Genomic DNA, 21650 nt, shown 5'->3' with positions numbered 1-21650 from the left:
AATGTTTATGTGGCTTTAATATTCAATGCCCTGGTTTTATTCTGGAATCTAAGGAAGAGTAATACTGAGGCCGTCAGCAAACCAAATGTTAAGCCGTACCATATTCCGTTTACGCCTAAGCCCAATTGAATTCCCAGAAAATATCCGAGTGGAATTCCTATGATCCAATAAGCTACAAAGGTGATGAAGGTTGGAATATTCACATCACCAATTCCTCTTAAAACGCCTAATCCGACCACTTGAGTACCATCAAAAAGTTGGAAAAACCCTGCGATGATCAGTAATTGAGCAGCAATAGTGATAACGGCTGTATCTTCGGTATAAATGTAGGGAAGCAGGTTGTTGGCTACGATAAACAGGATTGCAGTGATACTCATGAACAAAATAATGACATGATAACTGGCAATTGCCGATTGTCTGAGGTCCAGGAAGTTCTTTTTCCCAAAATTATTTCCGGTTTTGATGGTCGCCGCAGATGCGATGCCGCTAGCCATCATATAGGTTACTGAGGCCAGGTTAATGGCCACTTGGTGTGCTGCTTGTTCGACCGCCCCAATGGTACCTATTAGAATTGCAGCACCACTGAATGCGCTGATTTCAAAGGAATACTGCAAAGCAACGGGAGCACCAATTTTGATAATTTTTAGCGCCCTTACTTTATCGAAGAAAGTGACTTTGAAGCTTTTGATATAGTCTTTGAAATATCTAGATTTCAATACATAAACAGACATGACTATGGCCATTAAGGTTCGGTCTACCAGTGTGCTGATTCCGACACCTTTAACGCCCATAGGAGTGATTCCAAACATTCCTTTGACCAGGATGATCCCTAAAATAATATTCAGCAGGTTTCCCCAGATGGATACAAACATCGCTTGTTTAGTGAAACCAAGGCCTTCTGCAAACTGCTTAAAGGTTTGAAAGATCATCAAAGGAATAATCGAAATTGCCAGATAACCTAAATAAGGCTTTGCATAAGCCACTACTTCCGGTGATTGTCCGAGATGGTCGATGACAAGTAAAGTTCCAAGGTGAACAAAACCATAGAGTAAAATAGAGGTAATGATGTTAATGATTAAACTGTTGGATAGTAATTTACCGCATTCATCATAGTTTTTACGCCCATTTTCTTGTGCCATCAGTGGGGTTAATCCATAAGAAATCCCCATTCCAATCACGAGGATGAGCATAAAAAGACTATTGACGAGAGAGACTGCCGCGAGTTGAATCGTACCGGCGAAATGCCCAACAATTACACTGTCGGCTAAATGAACAAGGGTATGTCCCAATTGTGACACCACAATCGGCATGGCCAATCGCAGGTTATCGGAATAATAGGGTTTATATTTTGAATAAAGTGTTTGTAGCATTGCTACAAAAGTCGGCATTTCTATCCTGATTTTTTGAGGTAGGGATTATTTAACCTGAAGTTGTTGTGGAATTGATGTAAAATATTCTTCCTTTTCCGAGCTATGGGGTCGAATGGCGCCTCCAAGAATTTGGGACACTAATATCTTTTGTGCTTTTTTATAGGAGGATTTGATGATTTTACTGTATTCCTTTAAAGTGATGCGCCCTTCCTGTTTCAGGTATTCAAATAGCATGTTTTCCTCTTTTCCATGAGGAATGGGGCTGCTTTGATGCTCTGTACTCTTTTTAATGACGTCTACCAGAATTTTACTCGCCAGCAGTGTTTTATCCTGGATCCTGAAATAAACCCACCACTTCTTATTTTCATCCAAGGCGTAATGAGGCTTGGTTTCGCTGGCGCTGATATTTACTATAAGAACAAGTTTATCTTCAACATATACTTCTTCGAAAGTTAAATCTATTGCTGGCCTGCAGAATTGCTGTGCGGATTTGAGCAGCATGTATCTTTCTTCATCTTCAGATTTTACGCCCTTAATCGTACCATCATCGGCTACGCCAATCAGCAATTGGCCACCTTTATGATTGGCAAAAGCGACAATACTGCGGGCAATCTTTTCATGGTTGTTAATGGTCTTCTTGAAATCAAGGGTAGTTCCTTCACCCTGCAGGATAAGTTTCTTGACATTCATAGTTTAATAAGCAATACGTGGTTTTTCTCCCTGGTGTAAGTTGCGTACATAGATTTCATTCATGACTGTAGCACACAATTCGCCTGCTGCATTAGTGATTTCCATCGGATAAGCTTTTACAAATTTACCTGTAGTATTCATCGCCTCTATGGCTTCATTCAGCATATCATCTGTCACTGTGATGGTAAAAAACAAATCTCCGTGCCCCGGCTTCAGGTACTGTATGGAAGCACTTTTCAACCAGACTCTGACTTTAAAGCCTTCACGCCTGAGCAGCTGATCAAATAATAAAGCATAGAACGGATCTGTAGCGGCATAAATCGTTCCTCCGAATATGGATCCATTGTAATTCTTATTGAATAGACTTTTGTTGATTTTTACATCTACACTTCGAAAACCTTTATGGAATCTTTTTACCCAAATACGCTGGAATAATAAAGGTGGATACAAACAAAGTCCCCATTTTAGCGTTTTTTCTGATACAACCATGATGCTTAAATATCAGAAAGTTTATTGAACTATGAAATTTAAAAAGACACATACTACAATTATTTTTAATTAAATTAGAGCTATGTATATTTATGACACCCTTACCGCTGCTGTTGCCGATCTTGAGAAGAGAGGTTATGAGCATGATTTCATCCTGGCGCCAGATTGCATCGAATGTAAAGCGATCGATTTGCAGCTGATGCCTGAAGAGTTTGAAATTGATGAATTTTACCGTTTTGAAGGGATGAATGATCCGGGCGACAGTGCCGTGATTTATGCGATTTCTTCTCCGGTAGGGAATCTGAAAGGAGTATTAATTGATGCTTATGGGGTCTATGCTGAAAACATTTCCCCGGAGCTCTTAGATAAGTTGAAAATGCACCACGATTCTTAAAAATAGCTGTTTTCTGGCCATTATGTCAAAAAAATGTACTATCTCAACTTAAAGCTCAAAGGCAATTTTTATAAAGTTAACTTTGAGGATAAGTTTAAGAGAAATGGTATTTAAAGATAAAGTAGTCGCAGCTTTCCAGAAAATTCAGGACTCCATTTGCCAGGGTTTAGAACAATCTGATGGTAAAGGAAAATTTGAAGAAGAAATATGGAGCCGTGAAGGTGGCGGTGGCGGCAGGACAAGAATTCTGCAAAATGGAAATGTAATCGAAAAAGGGGGCGTAAACTTCTCCGCGGTACATGGTAAATTGCCGGACGCAATAAAGAAGTCTTTTAAGCTGGATAGCGATGAATTCTTTGCAACCGGGGTTTCTATTGTGATGCACCCTAATAATCCCTTCGTGCCTATTATACACATGAATATTCGTTATTTTGAGATGGATGACCAGACCCGTTGGTTTGGTGGCGGGATAGACCTGACGCCTCATTATGTAATTGATACGGATGTTCGCTTTTTTCATCATTTGCTGAAACAGACTTGTGATGAGTTTGATGCTTCTTTTTATCCTAAATTTAAAGCACATGCAGATGATTATTTTTTCATCAAGCATAGAGAAGAAACTCGGGGTGTTGGCGGTATTTTTTATGATAAACTAAAACCAGAGAACACAGGATTGGATTTTGACCGTTTACTGAGCTTTTCTGAAGCCGTAGGAAATACGTTCCTTCCTGCCTATACAGAGTTGATCGACAGGAATCGTGACGCTGATTTTAGTGTTGAAGAACAGGAGTGGCAGTACTTGAGAAGGTCCCGTTATGCAGAGTTCAATTTAGTGTATGATGCAGGAACTAAATTCGGCCTGGAGACCAATGGGAGAATCGAATCTATCCTAATGAGCTTACCACCAATGGCCAAATGGGTGTATAATCATCAGCCAATCCCAGATAGCCCGGAAGCAGATACTTTAAGTAAGCTAAAAAAAGGCATTGACTGGGCTTAATTCCCCTTTTTAGCCCTAAAATATATACGATAAATTTTTTCCACAATGCGCCTTTATGGCGCATTTTTTATTAAATTCGCAAGGTTATAAGAATACCACGTTTAAATCGTTCTTAGGGAACATTACTATTTATGGCAGAAGATTTAGAAAATCAAGAAAACGACAAAATAATAAAAATCAATATTGACGAGCAGATGAAATCCGCTTACATCGATTATTCGATGTCGGTTATTGTATCAAGGGCTTTACCTGATGTTCGTGATGGATTAAAACCAGTTCACCGCCGTGTTTTATACGGAATGCTGGATCTGGGACTTGCAAACAATAAACCTTATAAGAAATCTGCCCGTATTGTTGGGGAGGTTTTAGGTAAGTATCACCCACATGGTGATGCCTCAGTTTATAATACGATGGTAAGGATGGCTCAGGAGTGGAGTTTGAGATACCTGATGGTAGAAGGACAAGGTAACTTTGGATCTATTGATGGTGACTCTCCTGCAGCAATGCGTTATACGGAGGCCCGTTTCCAGAAGATCGCAGAAGATATGCTTGCCGATATCAATAAAGATACCGTAGATTTCCAGCTTAACTTTGATGATTCCCTGCAAGAGCCAACGGTTCTTCCAGCTAAAGTTCCAAACTTATTGATCAATGGTTCTTCAGGTATTGCGGTGGGTATGGCTACAAATATGCCGCCACACAACATTACTGAGGTAATCAACGGAACCATTGCCTACATCGAAAACAAAGAAATCACTATAGCTGAATTAATGAAGCACATAAAGGCACCTGATTTTCCTACAGGAGCAATTATTTATGGCTACACAGGTGTTCAGGAAGCTTTCGAAACAGGTAGAGGCCGTATTGTAATGCGTGCCAAAGCAGAGATTGAAACGCATAAAGATCGTGAAACGATTATCGTTACAGAAATCCCTTATCAGGTAAATAAAGCGATGATGATTGAGCGTACCGCTGAACTGGTAGGTGAGAAAAAAATCGAAGGTATTTCCAATATTAAAGATGAATCTAACAAAGATGGTATCCGTATCGTTTATGAAATTAAACGTGATGCGAATGCTTCAATTGTTTTAAATAATCTATTCAAACAGACTGCTTTACAAACTTCATTCAGTGTCAACAATATTGCGCTTGTCAATGGCAGACCGCAAATGCTGAACGTGAAAGATTTGATTCGTCATTTCGTTGACCACAGACATGATGTAGTGGTGAGAAGAACGAAATTTGAACTTGCAGAAGCTAAGAAAAGAGCGCATATTCTGGAAGGTTTATTAATTGCTTTGGATCATATTGAAGAAGTAATTAAATTAATTCGTGCTTCTAATACGCCTGAGGAAGCCAGAGTAGGATTAATGGAGAAATTCGGTTTGAGTGATATTCAAGCCAGAGCAATCCTTGACATGACCTTACGTAGGTTAACAGGTCTGGAACGCGATAAAATCAAAGAAGAATTCGAGGAATTAATGAAAACTATTGAGTACTTACAATCTATTCTGGATTCAGAAGATTTACGTATGAAAATCATTAAGGATGAGTTGACTGAAATGATGGAGAAATATGGTGATGAGCGTAGAACTCAGATCGTACATTCTGCAGAAGACATGAGCATGGAAGATTTCATCGAAGATGAAGACGTAGTGATCACGATTTCACATGAAGGTTATATCAAACGTACGCCTGCAACTGAATACCGTACTCAAGGTAGAGGTGGTAAAGGATCTAAAGGTAGTGATTCAAGAAATGAAGATTTCATTGAGCACCTATTGGTGGCTTCAAACCACAATTACATGTTGTTCTTTACAGAATCAGGACGTTGTTTCTGGTTGAGAGTTTATGAAATTCCTGAAGGATCGAGACTAAGTAAGGGTAGAGCAATTCAGAACATCATCAATATTCCTAAAGAGGAAAAAATCAAAGCATACATTAAGGTAAAGAATTTGAAGGACCAGGAGTATCTGGAAAACAATTACATTATCATGTGTACTAAAAAGGGAACGATCAAAAAGACCTCTTTAGAAGCTTATTCAAGACCACGTGTAAATGGTATAAATGCGATTAACATCAACGAAGGTGATCAACTTCTAGAAGCAAGTTTAACAACTGGAAAGAGCGAAATTGTTATGGCGCTGCGTTCTGGAAGGGCAATTCGTTTCAATGAGGAGAAGGTGAGACCAATGGGTAGAACTGCAACCGGAGTAAGAGGTGTAACGCTTGCACATGACCAGGATGAGGTTGTTGGCATGATTGCTGTTGATGATCCGGGTGTAACTATTTTGGTAGTTTCAGAAAAAGGATACGGTAAACGTACTGATATTGAAGATTACCGCGTTACAAATAGAGGTGGTAAAGGTGTTAAAACCATTAGTGTAACGGAAAAAACCGGTGCATTAGTAGCCATTAAAAACGTAACTGATGCGGATGATTTAATGATCATCAACAAATCAGGTATCGTGATCCGAATTGTTGTTAGCCAATTAAGGGTAATGGGAAGAGCAACTCAAGGGGTGCGCTTAATCAACCTGAAAGGAAATGACGAAATTGCATCTGTTGCTAAAATCGAACATGAAGACGAAGAAGTTGAATTGGAAGAGGGAGAAGAAGGCGCAGTTGTAGTAAATGATGCTATCGTTACTGACGAAATTGCAGGATCAGAATCAGAAGAAATCATCGAAGAGGAAGAAGAAACAGAAGAAGATGATGAAGAGGCTGAAGATGATACAGAAGAAGAAGAAAATTAAATTTTTGACCCATAAATTAACAAGATGAAAAAAGTACTTTTTAGTATGCTATTAGTAGGTGCTGCCACCTATGCAAATGCGCAAAAAAGTGAAGTAAACGAAGCCAAAAAAGCATGGACATTGTTGGCTATTGCAAAAACATCAACTTTAGCAGACAATTTGAAGACCTTAAATGAAGGTTTAGCCCATACTGATAAAGCGATTGTTCATGAGAAATCTAAGGACATGCCAGAAGCATGGTCTTATAGAGCCTTATTTGCATCTAGAATTGCATTGGTAGATTCCTTGGATCTTAACAATGCTAAAGCAAACCAAAAGATTGCAGAAGAAGCAATCGTTAAAGCAAAGGCTTTAGATACTAAAAATGCAGAGAAGGACAATATTCAGCAAGCAGAAATCAATGTGGATAATGCTTTGAGAAATCGTGCAATTTTTGCTTATAACAAAAAAGATTTCGCAAGTGCATTAGCAGCCTTTAATGAAGTAACCACTAAAAACCCAACAGATACTTCTATGTATGTGAACGCTGGTGTAACCGCGAAATCAATAGAAAACTATCCAGAGGTAGTTAGAAATTTCAAAAAAGCAATTGATTTAGGTTATAAAGACTCAAAAGTTCTTTATTCTGAAATCGTAAATATTACTTTTGATAAACTGAAAGACAGTGTTGCAGGCTTAGCTCTATTAAAAGAAGCAGGAAGCAAATTCCCTGATGATTCTTACTTCATCGGTTTAGAAACTGATCTTTATATCAAATCTGGTAACATTGCTAAATCTCAAGAGATGTTGACTAAATTAATTGCAAAAGATCCAAAAAATGCAATTTATCAATATTTATTAGGTGATACTTACTATAAACAAGCTTTAGCCTTACAAACGGAGAGAAATAAAATTGACCCTAAAAAAACGAAAGAATTCAATGCCATCAGTGCAAAGATGATCGCGTTTATTGATCAGTCAACTCCTTACTACAAAGCAGCGTTAGAGTTGGATCCTAAAAATGAAAATGCATTAGAGAACTTGAAAATCATTTATTTATTTAAAGATGACAAGGTGAACTATGAAGCGACGAAGAAAAAATTAGACGCTTTAAGAGCTACACAGCCTTAATTAGGAAGCATTAATCATATTAAAAAGGAGGGGTAATTTTTATCCCTCCTTTTTTTTTATAAGTTTGTAGCTAGAACACACCCTAGTATGAAAAAGATCTATTTATTTAATGCTGCTATCCTGGTTTTATTGAGTGCTAACCATGCTTTTTCGCAAAAAAGCCAATTACAAATTGCGAGAAATAGCGTCGGAAAACTTCAACTGGCTATTGCTGGTAAACAGGATGAAAAAAAACAGCTGAGTATACTAGGAGAGGGGATTAAAGCAGCTGAAGCTGCACAGAATGACAAGAAGACGAAAAAATGGCCGGAAACCTGGGCAATTAAAGCTTATTTAAGCGCGTACGTATCTATTATTGATGCGGATGTGAGTAATTCTGATCGTTATTATACCTTAGCTGTGGAAGCAATTGACTCAGCCAAAAGACTGGATAAATTCCAGGCAAATACACAGCTGATTTCTGCGGCAGTGTACAATGTGAATATTAAAAAACAAGATAAAGGAAATACTGCTTTTGCAAGTAATGATTTTAGCACAGCGTATGAGCTATTAAAAGAAGTAAGTGATTTCTTTCCAAAAGATACCACTTTAGCCATTAATACGGCCTTAGCCGCACAGAATATGCAGTCTTTAGACAAAGCATTGGTCTATTATAAAAGGGCTAAAGATAACGGAATTAAAAATCCGATCGTCTATCAAAAGCTAAGCGGTATATATTCTTCTAAATTTGAACATGAGTTGGCCTTGAAATCATTAGAGGATGGCATAAAAGTGAACCCTTATAATATTTACCTGACCAATGATTACATCAATCTGCTGTTAGATACAGAAAAATATGACGATGCAATTCGTGTTATTGAAGCTACGTTAAAAGTAGAGAGTAAAAACAAACTGCTGTATTTTCTTTATGGATATTTACATCAAACTAAATCAAATAACAACACTGCAATATTGGCTTATAACAAAGCTTTGAGTATCGATGAGAATTATTTTGACGCGCTGCATCAATTAGGAATCGCTTATATTAACGCTGCAAACGAATCGCTAAAGGCCAAAAAGAATGATAGCGGACCATCGTTTACATCCTTAATCAACCGTGCTGAAATTGCTTTATTACAAGCTCATGAAATCAATCAGAATGACAAATCTACTGTTCAATTACTGATTGATATTTACACGAGAAAAAACAGACTTGATAAAGTTCAAGAGCTGAAAGGGAAGCTCGAAGAGTTTTAAAACTCATCATCTTTATTATTCCAGATCGATCTTGATTATTCATACATACAGCCTAAGAATAGGTTGTTGTAAAACACTACTTAACATAATATTAATTATCAGACATAATATAAAAAAGAATATTGTAGAGGGCCTGGAACCAATTTAGTGTCCTACGTTTTGATATTCCAGTGTTCTGCCTTGGAATTTAATTATACGCGATTCTCAGCGATCCTGAAAGATCCTAAAATTATTTAATATTCTTGCTTTATATCCTAACGAATAAATATCAGCTTCGTCATGACTGCCGCATCATACAAAAAAAATTTATTTAGCTGATTTAAAGCAGTTTAAGGTACATTCAACCTATACTACATGCCTTATTTTAACCTCGATCCTGGCTCAAATTCTAAATAACAGAAATTGAGCGCTCTAAATGTCTATTACGGCCGTTTTATCAAGGATAAATTCTTTTCAAGAACTAAAATGGATAAAAACGTTTACATTTCTTAAAGTAATATTATCAGAAATAAAATTTTTATTAGATACGAGGCAATATATGTTAATACTGTGGTATGATTTTGTTATTTTGCATAAAGCAGTTGTTAATGGCACAATTGATGATTGTAAATCTATTTTTACGCTATGTTCAATCGTCCAATCAGAAGCATCCAGGATTTTTTATTAAGCACCTATTTCGCTGATGGCCTCAGAATTACTATCGGGGTACTTTGTCCTTCACTTATTCTTGCTCAATTTGGTCTGCTGCAATACGGAATGACCTTGTCCTTAGGCGCTTTGTGCGTGAGCGTTGTAGATACTCCAGGCCCAATTGTCCACCGAAGAAATGCCATGCTGATCACAACTGGTTTGATCACGCTCATTTCAATTGTTGTAGGCTTAACCAATAGTAATGTCTATTTCATTGGCGCTCTGCTTTTTATCTGTAGTTTCATCTTTTCTATGTTTTTTTTGTATGGATTAAGATCTGCTGCGATTGGTACCGCTGCCCTACTCATTATGGTATTGAGTATTGATGATGTGAGGCCATGGAAAGAGGTGCTGGTATTCGCATTGCTCATTTTTATAGGTAGTATTTGGTACACTTTGCTGAGCTATTTTGTGTACAGAATTAGGCCGTTTCGCTTGGTTCAGCAAACTTTAAGTGATTCCATCCATGAAATTTCTGAATTTTTAAGGGCAAAAGCCAGATTTTATCACCAGAACACAGACTACGATGCAAACTATGCAAAGCTATTACAGCTGCAGGTACTGGTTCATGAAAAGCAGGATGCTGTTCGTGAAGTATTGTTTAAAACCAGAGAAATCATTAGAGAATCTACTCCGGAAGGGCGTTTTCTCTTACTGGTATTTGTGGATATGGTGGATCTTTTTGAACAGGTCATGTCTACTTATTATAACTATGAACAACTCCATGAGCAATTTGACGAATCAGGTATTTTAGCAAATTATGAATCTGTTATCATCAAGATCGCCGATGAATTAGATGAGATTGCATTTGCTTTAAAAAGTGGCGGTGTCCCTAAGCTTCCAACCTCATTAATTCAAGATGTAGAGCGACTTAGAAATGAAATTACTGCCCTTGAAAGTAATAATACAGAAGGAAAATACAATACTTTAGGAATTATTGCGCTTAAAAATATAGAGGTAAATATTGAGAATATACTCTCCAGAGTGAAGACGATCAATGGTTATTTTAATAAAAAAGAAAAGAAAAACCTAAAGCCCAGAGAGATTGATGTAGAGCGTTTTATCACTAGACAGCCTATTGATTTAAAATTACTGTTTGAAAATTTAACCTTTACCTCCTCCACATTCCGACATTCTTTAAGGGTAGCGATCGTAATGTTGGTCGGATTTGTAGTGGCCAGGCTATTGAATTTCTCCCATAGTTACTGGATTTTATTAACCATTCTCGTAATCTCCAAACCTGGTTTTAGCCTGACAAAAAAGCGAAACTATGAGCGATTAATCGGTACGGTAATCGGCGCATTTATTGGAATGGGAATATTGGTTTATGTACAGGATAAACATACTTTATTTATCATTCTGCTTTTCTGCATGATTGGCTGTTATAGCTTTCAGCGTAAAAACTATGTGGTAAGTGTTTTATTTATGACCCCATATATTTTGGTTCTTTTCGACTTTCTTGGTATGGGTGGATTATCTGTCGCGCGTGAACGCATTTATGATACCCTGATTGGCTCAGGAATCGCCTTATTAGCAAGTTATTCTTTATTTCCGAACTGGGAACACCAAAAACTAAAAGAGGCCATGTTAGATACACTAAAAGCGAACATGAATTATTTTGAACAAGTTACCTTTTTGTATACAGATGAAGCGCATAACCTCACTAATTATAAGGTGGCCAGGAAAGAAGTGTATGTAACGACGGCCAATTTAGCCTCCCTATTTCAACGCATGTTTTCAGAACCTAAAAGCAAGCAGTTACGAATGAAGGAACTGCATCAGTTTACAGCTTTAAATCACCTGTTATCGTCTTATGTAGCTACGCTTTCCTTATATAACAAGGAACATGCCTTTAAGATTTCAAATTACGAAGATCTTAAGCCAGTGGTAAATAACACTACCTATTTGATGAATTTATCAATTGAAGTATTAAATAATCATAGTAATTCTTTGAGTAATGTCCCTTTGATCAGACAGCCGGTAAAAAGCAAAAATCAATATCAAAATGGCAATGATGATATTATACATGAACAGTTTGATTTGATTCAAAAAGTAGCTTATGATATCTTTAAGCTATGTGAAAAAATTAAAATCTAAAACTTTAGCTCATTAAGAACTGTTGTAGTGGTATTAAATTTAAATGAAATTATGGAAAAAATATATACCGCTTCCGTTACAGCAAAAGGTGGCCGCGACGGACATATCAAATCAAGCGATGGAACAATAGAATTTGACTTAAGAAAACCAAGGGAAATGGGCGGACAAGGTGGCGCCACTAATCCTGAGCAATTATTTGCAGCAGCATGGGGTCCATGTTATTTGGGAGCTTTAGGTTCCATAGCCGCAAATGATGGTGTAGATGTTTCTGAAGCTACTGTAGAAGTACATGTGTCTTTTAACAAGGATGACAACTCTTTTGTATTGTCAGCTGATCTGGATGTACACATTCCTGGTATCACTACAGAAGAAGCTCAAAAATTAGCAGACAAAGCGCATCGTGCTTGTCCTTATTCAAAAGCAACCAGAGGTAACATTGAAACTCGTGTAACTGCGATTTAAATCATAAACTCAAAAATTATATCATAAAAGACAAAGGGTCCTGAAGTTAGTTTCAGGACCCTTTGTCTTTTTCTAAATTCTATAGATGGATGGCCACTGCTATCCTATATTTCTTCGATCAAAAAGTTCCCCCTCTCCTTTTTATAATTTTTACTTGTTAATGCCTGTTTTAACAGTTTAGCTCAATAAAGAATCGGCTAGTTAATAGTTTATCCTATTGTGAAGCCATGTATTCCAATTAAAACAATACAAATTATTTTGTTTATTCGAAAAGTTAGCATATTATTGTCTACTAAATCAATAGACTTTATAAGGTTCGTTGATTAGACCATCTTCTTTCAAGATGATTAACCAATAACATGTTAGCTAGTACTATAATGAGTTTAGAAGAAAAAGAAATCACTTTAAGCCTTAAGCGCAGCCCATCGCAGGAAAAGAAATGGAAACGTATAGCTTACCTATGCTTATTGATTTTAGCCGCACTTTTTGTCGGCTATGCGAGCGTTTCCTACTTGAATTACGAATCTGTTGTTGCTTTTGGACATGAGGTTTATCTTCAAATTGACGACAAATTTCTATGGATGCTGATGGTTGGTTTTTTGGCACAAATGGTAGATGGCGCCTTAGGGATGGGTTATGGTGTGATATCTACTACATTATTATTATCCGGAGGCTTAAATCCGGCTATAATTTCGGGTAGCATTCATACTGCAGAAATGTTTTCAAGTGGGGCTTCAGGCTTCAGTCACTATAGATTTGGAAACGTCAATAAGAAGCTTTTTAAAACCTTGCTGATCCCTGGTGTATTAGGAGCAATTGCTGGAGCACTTTTATTGGGATATGCGGGTGAGAAATTCTCTGAGTACATCAGACCTGTCATATCCATTTATACCTTGGCATTGGGCATAAAGATCCTGACCAATGCATTCAAAGAAAAACCCAAACTTCAGAAAGTGAAAAGAGCAGGCTGGTTAGCTGGTGCAGGAGGATTTTTAGATTCTTTTGGTGGCGGTGGATGGGGTCCCTTAGTCACTTCTACCCTAATCTCAAAAGGACGTACCCCAAAGTATGTGATTGGTTCTGTGAGTTTGACTGAATTCTTTGTGACCATGGCGAGTGCAGTCACCTTTTTCTTTATACTAGGTGTCAGTCATTGGCAATCTATTTTAGGACTACTGATCGGCGGGATAATTGCAGCGCCGATTGCAGCGAAACTGGTAGGAAAACTGCCAATTAAAAAGATGTTTATTGGAGTGGCTGTAATTGTGATACTTTCTAGTCTCAGAATTATATGGAATGCTGCTGATAAATTACTGTAGAACAGTAGGCTAAAAGAAATCTCACTTCATATTTATGCTTAAAAGCAATTTCTTTTATTTAAATACTAAATATATACCCTATCGCCCCAGAAATAAAAAGCACATGACTACTTCATTTTCAAAAGATTAGCTATTTGTAAAATAAAAGAATAGATTTGTTCTATTATCAAAATGGCAAACGCTCTCAATCTATTTCTGAGGTACTTTAAAAGACCGCCCCTAGACAAAATGATCATGGAAGATGAAGTTAGTTCTACTAACCTCAGTCGATGTATCACTATAACCAGTTTATTTGTACCAATTACTTTAATCATCCACCTTTATTTCAGGTATGGAAATTTTAAAGTTGGCCCTCAGGAAGTTACCTGGCTAAATGATCTTTTCTTTATAAACATGATCATGGGGCCTGTGTGCTTGTTCTTAAGCTTAATTGGGTTCCTGTTAAAATTCACTAGAAGAGAGTATTCTTTGCTCAGCAAGCTATTGCCTCATTTTGTTTTCTTTGTATTTGCTTCCTGCGGTGCCCTCTGCTCCATTTTTGGGCAATCTTTGGACAATGCAATCATCACTTTCATGCTGGCATGTGTATTAAATGCAGCGACAATTTTAATCAGGCCTTTATATGCGGCTATTTATTTTATATTGATTTATTGTTTTTTCATCTATGGCGTAACATTAACTCAGCCAAACCAAAATACAGTATTGTTCAATGCAATAGATGGACTTTGTGTTATAGCTGTTTCTTTTGTCATCTCCTGGGTTTTGTGGAACAATAATATGACCCGTTTTAAGCAAGATCGGCTCATACAATCACAAAAGCAGATATTGGAATACCAATACGAAAAACTATCTGTTGCCAACCAGGAACTTGAAGATACAAATGCCAGTAAAGACCAGTTTTTCTCCATATTGGCGCATGACCTTCGCGGTCCGCTAAATTCAGCACTTGCCCTCACCACGTTTTTGGAAGAAGGCGTATTTGAGGAGGATACAGATGAACGGAATAAAACCTACAACTTATTGCAGGATAGTCTCAGCAATAGCGCTAAATTATTGGAAAATGTACTTTTATGGTCTACAAATCAAGCGGGAATATTGAATTTTAAACCCCAGATCCTTGATGTAAAGGAAACATTGCAGTCCAGCATAGAGGTACTAAAGATCGTTGCCGCTCAAAAAAACATCGAAATCATCAATAAGGTGCCCGGTCAGTTGTTGATTTCTGCTGACATTGACATGATTCATACGGTCTTTAGAAATCTGCTGTCAAATGCTATTAAATTCACCCCTAACTTCGGCAGTGTCGAAATACAAGCAGAATTATTGAATAAAGCGGTGCGGATTTCTGTGATTGACTATGGTGTGGGGATGAACAGTAAAACGCTGAGCAATCTATTTCGTATTGAAAAGAAAATGCCTGGTAGAGGAACAAACAATGAAAGCGGGACTGGTTTGGGCTTAGTATTATGTAAAGATTTTATAGAGAAACATGAAGGAAGTATAGTTGTTGAAAGTAAGGAGAATGAAGGAAGTAAATTTATTATAACTTTACCAGGAAGAACCTAAAAACCTAATTGATGACTCCCGCTTTTAAGCAGCATTTTTCTCAGACTTTTTCAAATTTCCGTTGGTTGCTACATCTTATATTTTGGATGGTTTTTATTGGCTTAGTATATTTTTCAGCGATTAAAGGCGGATTATTTAATAACCCGAAGTTTCCAAAGCCGTTTCCACTGCTCTTCATTTCCACATTTTGTCTGGTTATATTTTTGCAGTCTTACACTTTTCTTCTGTGGATCATCCCACTGCACAAACAGCAAAAGAAATACATATTTTGGTTGTGCCTGCCCAGCTCTTTTTTGCTTTGGTTTCTGATCAATGCCTCTTTGATTAGTTTGATTATCAGCAAGATCCCTATGATGAGCAACAGACCGGAATTTGGCTTATGGCACCTATTGAACACTCATTTGCTCTTGTATATTTTCATCTCTTCGATATTTATCGCCTTTTATTATTTTATTGACATTTATGACAGACAAAAGGAAATACAACGCTTAGAGGGTTTTAAATCCCAAAAAATTGAACTGGAAAGCCGTTTTCTGAAGTCGCAGGTCAATCCTCACTTTCTTTTCAATACACTCAATAATATTTATGCGCTAAGTTTAAAGAAATCTGAACGGACGCCAATCATCATTGAAAGATTAGAATCTTTATTACATTATATGCTATACGAATGTAAAGAGGATCTTGTGGAATTGAATGATGAATTTACATTTACCAATAGCTATATTTCGCTCGAAAAGCTACGCCATAAGGAAGAGCAATGTACGATTACAACGAGTATAAAAGGAAATACTGAAGGACATAAAATTGCGCCTTTACTCTTGATTAATTTTTTGGAAAACGCGTTTAAACATGGGACTAAAACAAGTTTTGGTCAGTCTTGGATAAATATGGAAATTGAAGTGCAAAAAAAAGAGCTGCACTTTAAACTTCAAAACAGCAAGCCTGAAGCACCTGTTCTTCAAGCTTTTTCTGAATATCAGGGAGGAATTGGGTTGAAGAATGTGAGACGAAGGTTGGAAATTCTTTATCCGAGGCGCCATAAATTGACGATAAATAATGCCCCTGATTATTTTGAAATTGACCTTATCCTTATTTTTTAATCATGAGTAATTTCGCACAACTAGAGATTAACGAACGTAACAGGTGGGTTTATTTTAATAAATACCGCTGGGTAGCACATGCAGCCTACTGGATTTGGGTATTGATCATCAGTACCATTATGCCGGCAAAAGGACCGATTACATTTTCCTTGATCTTCAATCATTTCTTTCTGTCGAATATAATGATTGCTACTTTTTTTTATCTCTACTGTTTGTATTTTATTCCTTATTTTTTCAAAAGGAATAAAAATCTGCAGTTCTGGTTATTGATGTTGGTTTCTTTACTGGGGATTTCTGCGCTGGATGTTTTCTTTGGAAGGGCCTTTGTTCATTTGACAGACCCTGTTCCAATGGACACTGACAAAAGCTTTTCAAAAGTTTATATAGGCAACCTGGCCAGTTATCTATTAAATTTTCTATTCTTCTCCATTATGCTATTTTTTATGGAAAAGAATGAAGAAAACAGTACGCTTCTGGAGTTAGAAAAAGAAAAAAGGGAAATTGAGCAGGTTAAACTGGATCTGTTAAAAGGTAATATCAATCCAGAATTCTTAATGAGGTCATTACATCAATTAAAAGAATCTGCTAAAATACCTGAAGAAACTACACCTGAAGCGATCCTGACCTTTTCGGATTTACTGAGGTATAGATTATACAGAGGCAGACAGCTATATAGTCCGTTAAAAGAAGAACTTTCTGCCTTTCAATCCTTTTTACATTTTATTGGCCTGGACCATTTGCATCACCAGCTTCATATCAAATTAGCAATTCAGGGAGATGAAAATAATAAATACATTACGCCGCTAGCCATAGTTAATCTTTTGGAGCCTTTTTGTAAAATAATGCACCACCAAGCTGTTGCGCTTAGCATTATAATATTGATTGAAGCTAATGAATTACACTTGGAAATGGAATATGGATCAACTTCCACCCCACAGCTTTTAGCAGATCTTGAAGTATACCGTGATAATTATAGTCAGCTTTATGGAAATGTGATCAAAATTCATTACCAGGAAGACGAAAAGGAACAGTCATTTTTTGTGCGGCTGAGCCTGCCCATAGTAGATCAACCGGTTATGATGGAAGCCTGATCGCTGCTGATAAATTTTCATAAAAAAGCTCAAACATTATAAATCATGTTTGAGCTTTTTTATGAAATCTTTGGCAAGAATATTTAGCTTGATCAACGGGATTCCCAGGCTTGATTTAGGGCGCCTAGAAACGTTTCCGGAGGTTGCGCACCAGAAACTGCTAGTTTTTCGTTGAATACAAAGAATGGCACACCACGAACACCAATTGTTTCCGCCGTTTTCTCATCGTATCTTACCTCAGCGGTAAAACGATCACTATTTAACATTTCTTTGATTTCTAATGCGTCTAAACCAACTGAAACACCGATTTCTTGCAATGCTTCATGATTATCGATATTTTTTCCGTCAGTAAAATGAGCCTTAAACATTGCTTCTTCTATTGCATCCCCAAGTCCTTTGGTTTTTGCAAGTTGAATTAACCGGTGGGCATCAAAAGAATTAGCAACTACTGCCTGATCGAAATTGAAAGTCAGCCCAACTTCAGCAGCTGCGTTGGCTACATTTTTATGAGTTTCCGCTGCCCATTCTTTTGATTTTCCATAACGTTCAGCTAAATATTCTTCAGAAGTTTTGTCAAGTAAAGTCACTGCATTTGGATCCAGCTCGAAACTATGCCATTCCACTTCTATTTCTCCTTTATGATCGAAGTCTGCCAGGGCAGCCTCAAACTTTCTCTTTCCTATGTAGCAAAACGGACATCTAACGTCCGACCAGATATCGACTTTCATATTAATTATGTTCTATTTTATAAACTGTAGTTTGTGTGTAAGTCTCTCCAGGTCTCAAAACTGTACTTGGGAAAGAAGGGATATTAATCGCGTTTGGATGGTGCTGTGTTTCTACACAAAAGGCTTCAGAAGCATGATAAGTCGCCCCTCCTTTTCCACCTACTACTGACAAGTATTTGGAAGTATAAAGGTGTGCAACTGGTTCAGTCGTATATACTGATAGTTTCAAGCCACTTTTCTCCTCAGAAGTTTCAGAGGCTAAAGTGAATTCACCATAGGGTTTATCTAAAACATACGTCTGATCATAGCCTTCTTCCGGATTCCAGTCATGGGCAAAGGTTTTTCCGCCAAGGAAGTCGTGATTCGTGCCTTCTACAGGGATCAACTTGCCGGTTACGACATAATTATCATCCTGTTCCAGATAGTTGCTTGCAGGCATTCTATGGAAGTGCTCGTCTATTACACCTAGATCTGGAGACAAATTGAAATAACTGTGGTGAGTTAAGTTAATGGCAGTTGCTTCATCTGTAATCGCTTTATAATCCAGTCTCAATTCGTTATCATCTGTAAGCTTAAAAGTAAGCTGTACGGTCAGGTTTCCAGGGAAATTCTCTTCTCCGGCAGGGGAAATATATTGCAAGGTCAAACTCGGATCAATGGTTGGTAAAATTGTCCATACTTTTCTATCAAAGCCAATGTCACCACCATGCAGGCAATCTCCGCCTTTTGCTTGTGACAACTGATACACCTTTCCGTCAATACTGAACCTGCCACTTTTAATACGGTTGGCATAGCGTCCGATTACTGCGCCCAGATACGGATAGTTAGCCAGATAATCTTCACTGATATAGCCTTCAAAATCATCAAAACCTAATACAATATCCTGTTTTTCACCATGTTTATTCGTCACGATGAACTTATTGATGATTGCACCATAGTTGTATATTTTCACATAAGTACCATGTGTATTTGTTAACTCAATTCCGAAGACTTCTTTATCATCAATAAATTTCCCGGTCTTGATTAGCTTTGTTTCCATAAATTGTATATTAGGGCGGTTGTTATTTATAACAATACTATCAATACTTTACTTAAAACAAAAACATTAATTTAAAAAATTACAATGAAAGCGGAATTGACCGAAAAATTCTCAGCGCTATACGGACAAGAACCAAAGGCGAATTATTTTACCCCTGGCCGTGTAAACCTGATTGGCGAGCATATTGATTATAACGGTGGATTAGTAATGCCATGTGCAGTTACTTTAGGCACCTGGTTGAGCATTGCGCCTAACAATGATCAGGTGATCCGCTTTAAAAGCCTTAATTTCCCTGAAGAACAGGAGATTCCATTACAAGACGCTTATACTAAAACTGGCCCGGAATGGTACAACTATCCTTTGGGAGTTTTCCATGAAATCCTTAAAAAACATAAAATCCCTACCGGAATGGATTTGCTATTTTATGGCAATATTCCGATCGGATCAGGCCTCTCCTCTTCTGCATCTATTGAAGTGGCAATGGCTTATGCATTGAATGATTTCTTTGGTTTAGGATACGAAAAGATCGAGATTCCTTTATTGGCACAGAAAGTTGAAAATGAATTTATAGGGGTCAACTGTGGCATTATGGACCAATTTGCCGTTGCATTTGGAGAAGAAAATAAAGCGTTAGTACTGAATTGTGATACTTTAAAATACAAATCGGTAGACTGTAACCTGGGTGATTACGTGTTGGCCATCATCAATACAAATAAGCCAAGAAAGCTGGCAGAATCTAAATATAATGAAAGAGTAACTGAATGTCAAACGGCTTTAACAGACCTTAACCAGGAAATTAAGCTCAATAACCTATGTGAGTTGAATGCAGAGAAATTTGCTTTACATAGTCAGCTGATCAAAGATGAAACTGTATTGAAAAGAGCTACTCACGTGATCAGAGAAAATGATCGTGTTCACCTTGCTGCAAAAGCATTAAATGAAGGCGATTTGAAAGAATTTGGTCGTTTAATGTATGCTTCTCATCAGTCTTTAAAAGACCTTTATGAGGTTAGCGGTAAAGAATTAGATGCGGTTGTTGAATTTTGCAGCGAATATGAGCATGTGATAGGTGCCAGGATGACTGGAGCTGGTTTTGGTGGATGTGCGATCGCCCTGCTGAAAAAAGGTCAGGAAGAAGATTTTTCGAAACAACTGACAGATTTTTATGTAGAACGCATCGGATATCCCGCTTCTATCTATATCAGTGACATCGGCAATGGTGCATCTGCAATTTAAATCATATTTTTGCCGCATAGAATAGAATAATAGTCCTTAATGAAGAAATTAAAAACAGACGAGTTAAACCGCGTAGGTGTAGAAGAGTTTAAAGAACAGGAAAAATTACCGGTTATTGTAGTGTTGGATAATGTGCGAAGTATGCACAATATAGGCTCTGTATTTAGAACAGCTGATGGTTTTGCCATAGAGAAATTATACCTCTGTGGCATTACTGCTCAACCTCCACATCGTGAAATAGAAAAGACGGCACTGGGCGCCACGCAGTCGGTAGCCTGGGCGCACTTTGAAACCACTTTAGATGCCGTTGCCAGTTTACGCAAGGATGGATATGAGATCATCGCTATTGAACAGGCTTCAGGGAGTACCATGCTGAACACCTTTCAGCCAGATGCCCATAAAAAATATGCTTTGATTTTTGGAAATGAAGTGAATGGTGTGAGTGATGAGGTGATGACACAAATTGACGAATGTATTGAAATTCCACAATTTGGAACGAAGCATTCTTTCAATATCGTGATCTCGGCAGGGATTGTACTATGGGACTTCTTTGCTAAATTAAGATTGTAAACCACAGTGTCTGAGGTATGGAAAATCTTTTACTTAAAAAGCTGCATGTAAAATCCGGATACAAAGTGCTCATTGTGAATGCTCCGGAAGATTTAGTGGAATTAATTGGTGATTTTGATGCCATCCAACTCAGTTTCAATCCAGAGCACGCATTTGACGCGCTGCTCCTCTTTGTGTTGAATGGCTATGAATTGGAAGAGCAGTTGAATGAATTACATAAAAAACTACAGCAGGATACCTTACTATGGGTCGCTTATCCTAAAAAAAGCTCGGGGATCCCTACTGATTTAAACATGATGGGCCCATGGGATGAGCTGAAAGCTTATCAACTGACACCCTGTGCTTCTGTCTCAATTTCTGAGATTTGGACCGGACTTCGATTGAAGCCAATTTCATTGGTTAAGGCCTCTCCAGTTAGAAATGAAAACATTCAAAAGAATGATTTCTCTAATTATATTGATGTGGGGAATAAACAGGTGAAAATGCCTGAAGATTTTGAATCCGCATTAGAGCAATACCCAAAAGCATTGGAATATTTCCTTTCGCTGGCCTACTCGCATAAAAAAGAGTATGTACTGTGGATATTGACTGCGAAACAAGATAAAACCAGAAGGAGTAGAATAGAGAAAAGCATTGAAATGTTATTGTCAGGCAAGAAAAACCCAAATGAAAAATAATAAGAGAGGAGCTTACCTAAAGTAAGCTCC

Annotated in this window: 19 protein-coding genes; 14 read left to right on the top strand and 5 right to left on the bottom strand. The window is 37.5% G+C overall.

Annotation, left to right across the window (positions count from 1 at the left end):
- Positions 1 to 5: 5 nt before the first annotated feature.
- The 3 genes from K7X70_RS07945 to K7X70_RS07935 are packed head-to-tail and all read right to left on the bottom strand — an operon-like array spanning position 6 to position 2549.
- Positions 6 to 1388, bottom strand: coding sequence for an MATE family efflux transporter (locus K7X70_RS07945; protein WP_255606985.1), 1383 nt, complete (start codon positions 1386 to 1388; stop codon positions 6 to 8).
- 27 nt (positions 1389 to 1415) lie between these two features.
- Positions 1416 to 2060, bottom strand: a complete 645-nt coding sequence (locus K7X70_RS07940) for an AlbA family DNA-binding domain-containing protein (RefSeq protein WP_222536557.1) — start codon at positions 2058 to 2060, stop codon at positions 1416 to 1418.
- A gap of 3 nt (positions 2061 to 2063) precedes the next feature.
- On the bottom strand, positions 2064 to 2549 hold the full coding sequence (locus K7X70_RS07935; RefSeq protein WP_222536556.1) for a DUF4442 domain-containing protein: 486 nt from the start codon (positions 2547 to 2549) through the stop codon (positions 2064 to 2066).
- Between the two features lie 82 nt (positions 2550 to 2631).
- Between K7X70_RS07935 and K7X70_RS07930 the strand changes: the two genes are divergently transcribed.
- The 11 genes from K7X70_RS07930 to K7X70_RS07880 all read left to right on the top strand — a co-directional run bounded on the left by K7X70_RS07930 (position 2632) and on the right by K7X70_RS07880 (position 17370).
- Positions 2632 to 2943: a phosphoribosylpyrophosphate synthetase gene (locus K7X70_RS07930; protein WP_222536555.1), complete on the top strand. Its 312-nt coding sequence runs from the start codon at positions 2632 to 2634 to the stop codon at positions 2941 to 2943.
- Positions 2944 to 3046: 103 nt separating this feature from the next.
- Positions 3047 to 3943: an oxygen-dependent coproporphyrinogen oxidase gene (gene hemF, locus K7X70_RS07925; protein ID WP_222536554.1), complete on the top strand. Its 897-nt coding sequence runs from the start codon at positions 3047 to 3049 to the stop codon at positions 3941 to 3943.
- A gap of 131 nt (positions 3944 to 4074) precedes the next feature.
- Complete coding sequence (gene gyrA / locus K7X70_RS07920; RefSeq protein ID WP_222536553.1) at positions 4075 to 6699, top strand: DNA gyrase subunit A; 2625 nt, start codon at positions 4075 to 4077, stop codon at positions 6697 to 6699.
- A gap of 24 nt (positions 6700 to 6723) precedes the next feature.
- Entirely contained in the window at positions 6724 to 7809 is a 1086-nt protein-coding gene (locus K7X70_RS07915) for a tetratricopeptide repeat protein (RefSeq protein WP_222536552.1), read from the top strand.
- A gap of 87 nt (positions 7810 to 7896) precedes the next feature.
- The gene (locus tag K7X70_RS07910) at positions 7897 to 9045 is read left to right on the top strand and encodes a tetratricopeptide repeat protein (protein WP_222536551.1); all 1149 of its coding nucleotides are present in this window, start codon (positions 7897 to 7899) and stop codon (positions 9043 to 9045) included.
- A gap of 624 nt (positions 9046 to 9669) precedes the next feature.
- The gene (locus K7X70_RS07905) at positions 9670 to 11832 is read left to right on the top strand and encodes an FUSC family protein (RefSeq protein ID WP_222536550.1); all 2163 of its coding nucleotides are present in this window, start codon (positions 9670 to 9672) and stop codon (positions 11830 to 11832) included.
- A gap of 51 nt (positions 11833 to 11883) precedes the next feature.
- Positions 11884 to 12294 carry an organic hydroperoxide resistance protein gene (locus K7X70_RS07900; RefSeq protein WP_222536549.1) on the top strand — a complete coding sequence of 137 codons (411 nt, stop codon included), beginning with the start codon at positions 11884 to 11886 and terminating at the stop codon, positions 12292 to 12294.
- Positions 12295 to 12671: 377 nt separating this feature from the next.
- Positions 12672 to 13613 carry a sulfite exporter TauE/SafE family protein gene (locus K7X70_RS07895; RefSeq protein WP_222536548.1) on the top strand — a complete coding sequence of 314 codons (942 nt, stop codon included), beginning with the start codon at positions 12672 to 12674 and terminating at the stop codon, positions 13611 to 13613.
- Positions 13614 to 13847: 234 nt separating this feature from the next.
- Positions 13848 to 15179 (top strand): sensor histidine kinase, encoded by a 1332-nt coding sequence (locus K7X70_RS07890; protein WP_222536547.1) that lies wholly within the window; start codon positions 13848 to 13850, stop codon positions 15177 to 15179.
- Positions 15180 to 15586: 407 nt separating this feature from the next.
- Entirely contained in the window at positions 15587 to 16279 is a 693-nt protein-coding gene (locus K7X70_RS07885; RefSeq protein ID WP_222536546.1) for a sensor histidine kinase, read from the top strand.
- A 2-nt stretch (positions 16280 to 16281) separates the two neighbouring features.
- On the top strand, positions 16282 to 17370 hold the full coding sequence (locus K7X70_RS07880) for a histidine kinase (protein ID WP_222536545.1): 1089 nt from the start codon (positions 16282 to 16284) through the stop codon (positions 17368 to 17370).
- Positions 17371 to 17462: 92 nt separating this feature from the next.
- Here K7X70_RS07880 and K7X70_RS07875 read toward each other — a convergent pair whose 3' ends face one another.
- Positions 17463 to 18098, bottom strand: coding sequence for a DsbA family oxidoreductase (locus tag K7X70_RS07875; RefSeq protein ID WP_222536544.1), 636 nt, complete (start codon positions 18096 to 18098; stop codon positions 17463 to 17465).
- Position 18099: 1 nt separating this feature from the next.
- Positions 18100 to 19137 carry an aldose epimerase family protein gene (locus K7X70_RS07870; protein ID WP_222536543.1) on the bottom strand — a complete coding sequence of 346 codons (1038 nt, stop codon included), beginning with the start codon at positions 19135 to 19137 and terminating at the stop codon, positions 18100 to 18102.
- Between the two features lie 84 nt (positions 19138 to 19221).
- Here K7X70_RS07870 and K7X70_RS07865 point away from each other — a divergent pair, with 84 nt between their 5' ends.
- Genes K7X70_RS07865 through K7X70_RS07855 form a run of 3 tightly spaced genes read left to right on the top strand, consistent with a single transcriptional unit; the run spans position 19222 to position 21620 of the window.
- Positions 19222 to 20373, top strand: a complete 1152-nt coding sequence (locus K7X70_RS07865; RefSeq protein ID WP_222536542.1) for a galactokinase — start codon at positions 19222 to 19224, stop codon at positions 20371 to 20373.
- 39 nt (positions 20374 to 20412) lie between these two features.
- Entirely contained in the window at positions 20413 to 20943 is a 531-nt protein-coding gene (locus K7X70_RS07860; RefSeq protein WP_222536541.1) for an RNA methyltransferase, read from the top strand.
- Between the two features lie 17 nt (positions 20944 to 20960).
- Complete coding sequence (locus K7X70_RS07855; protein WP_222536540.1) at positions 20961 to 21620, top strand: YdeI/OmpD-associated family protein; 660 nt, start codon at positions 20961 to 20963, stop codon at positions 21618 to 21620.
- Positions 21621 to 21650: the final 30 nt, after the last annotated feature.

It is taken from the genome of Pedobacter polysacchareus, assembly GCF_019802255.1.
GTDB lineage: Bacteria > Bacteroidota > Bacteroidia > Sphingobacteriales > Sphingobacteriaceae > Pedobacter > Pedobacter polysacchareus.
Note: the sequence above shows the minus strand (reverse complement) of the source record. Positions and strands in the feature narration are given on the sequence as shown.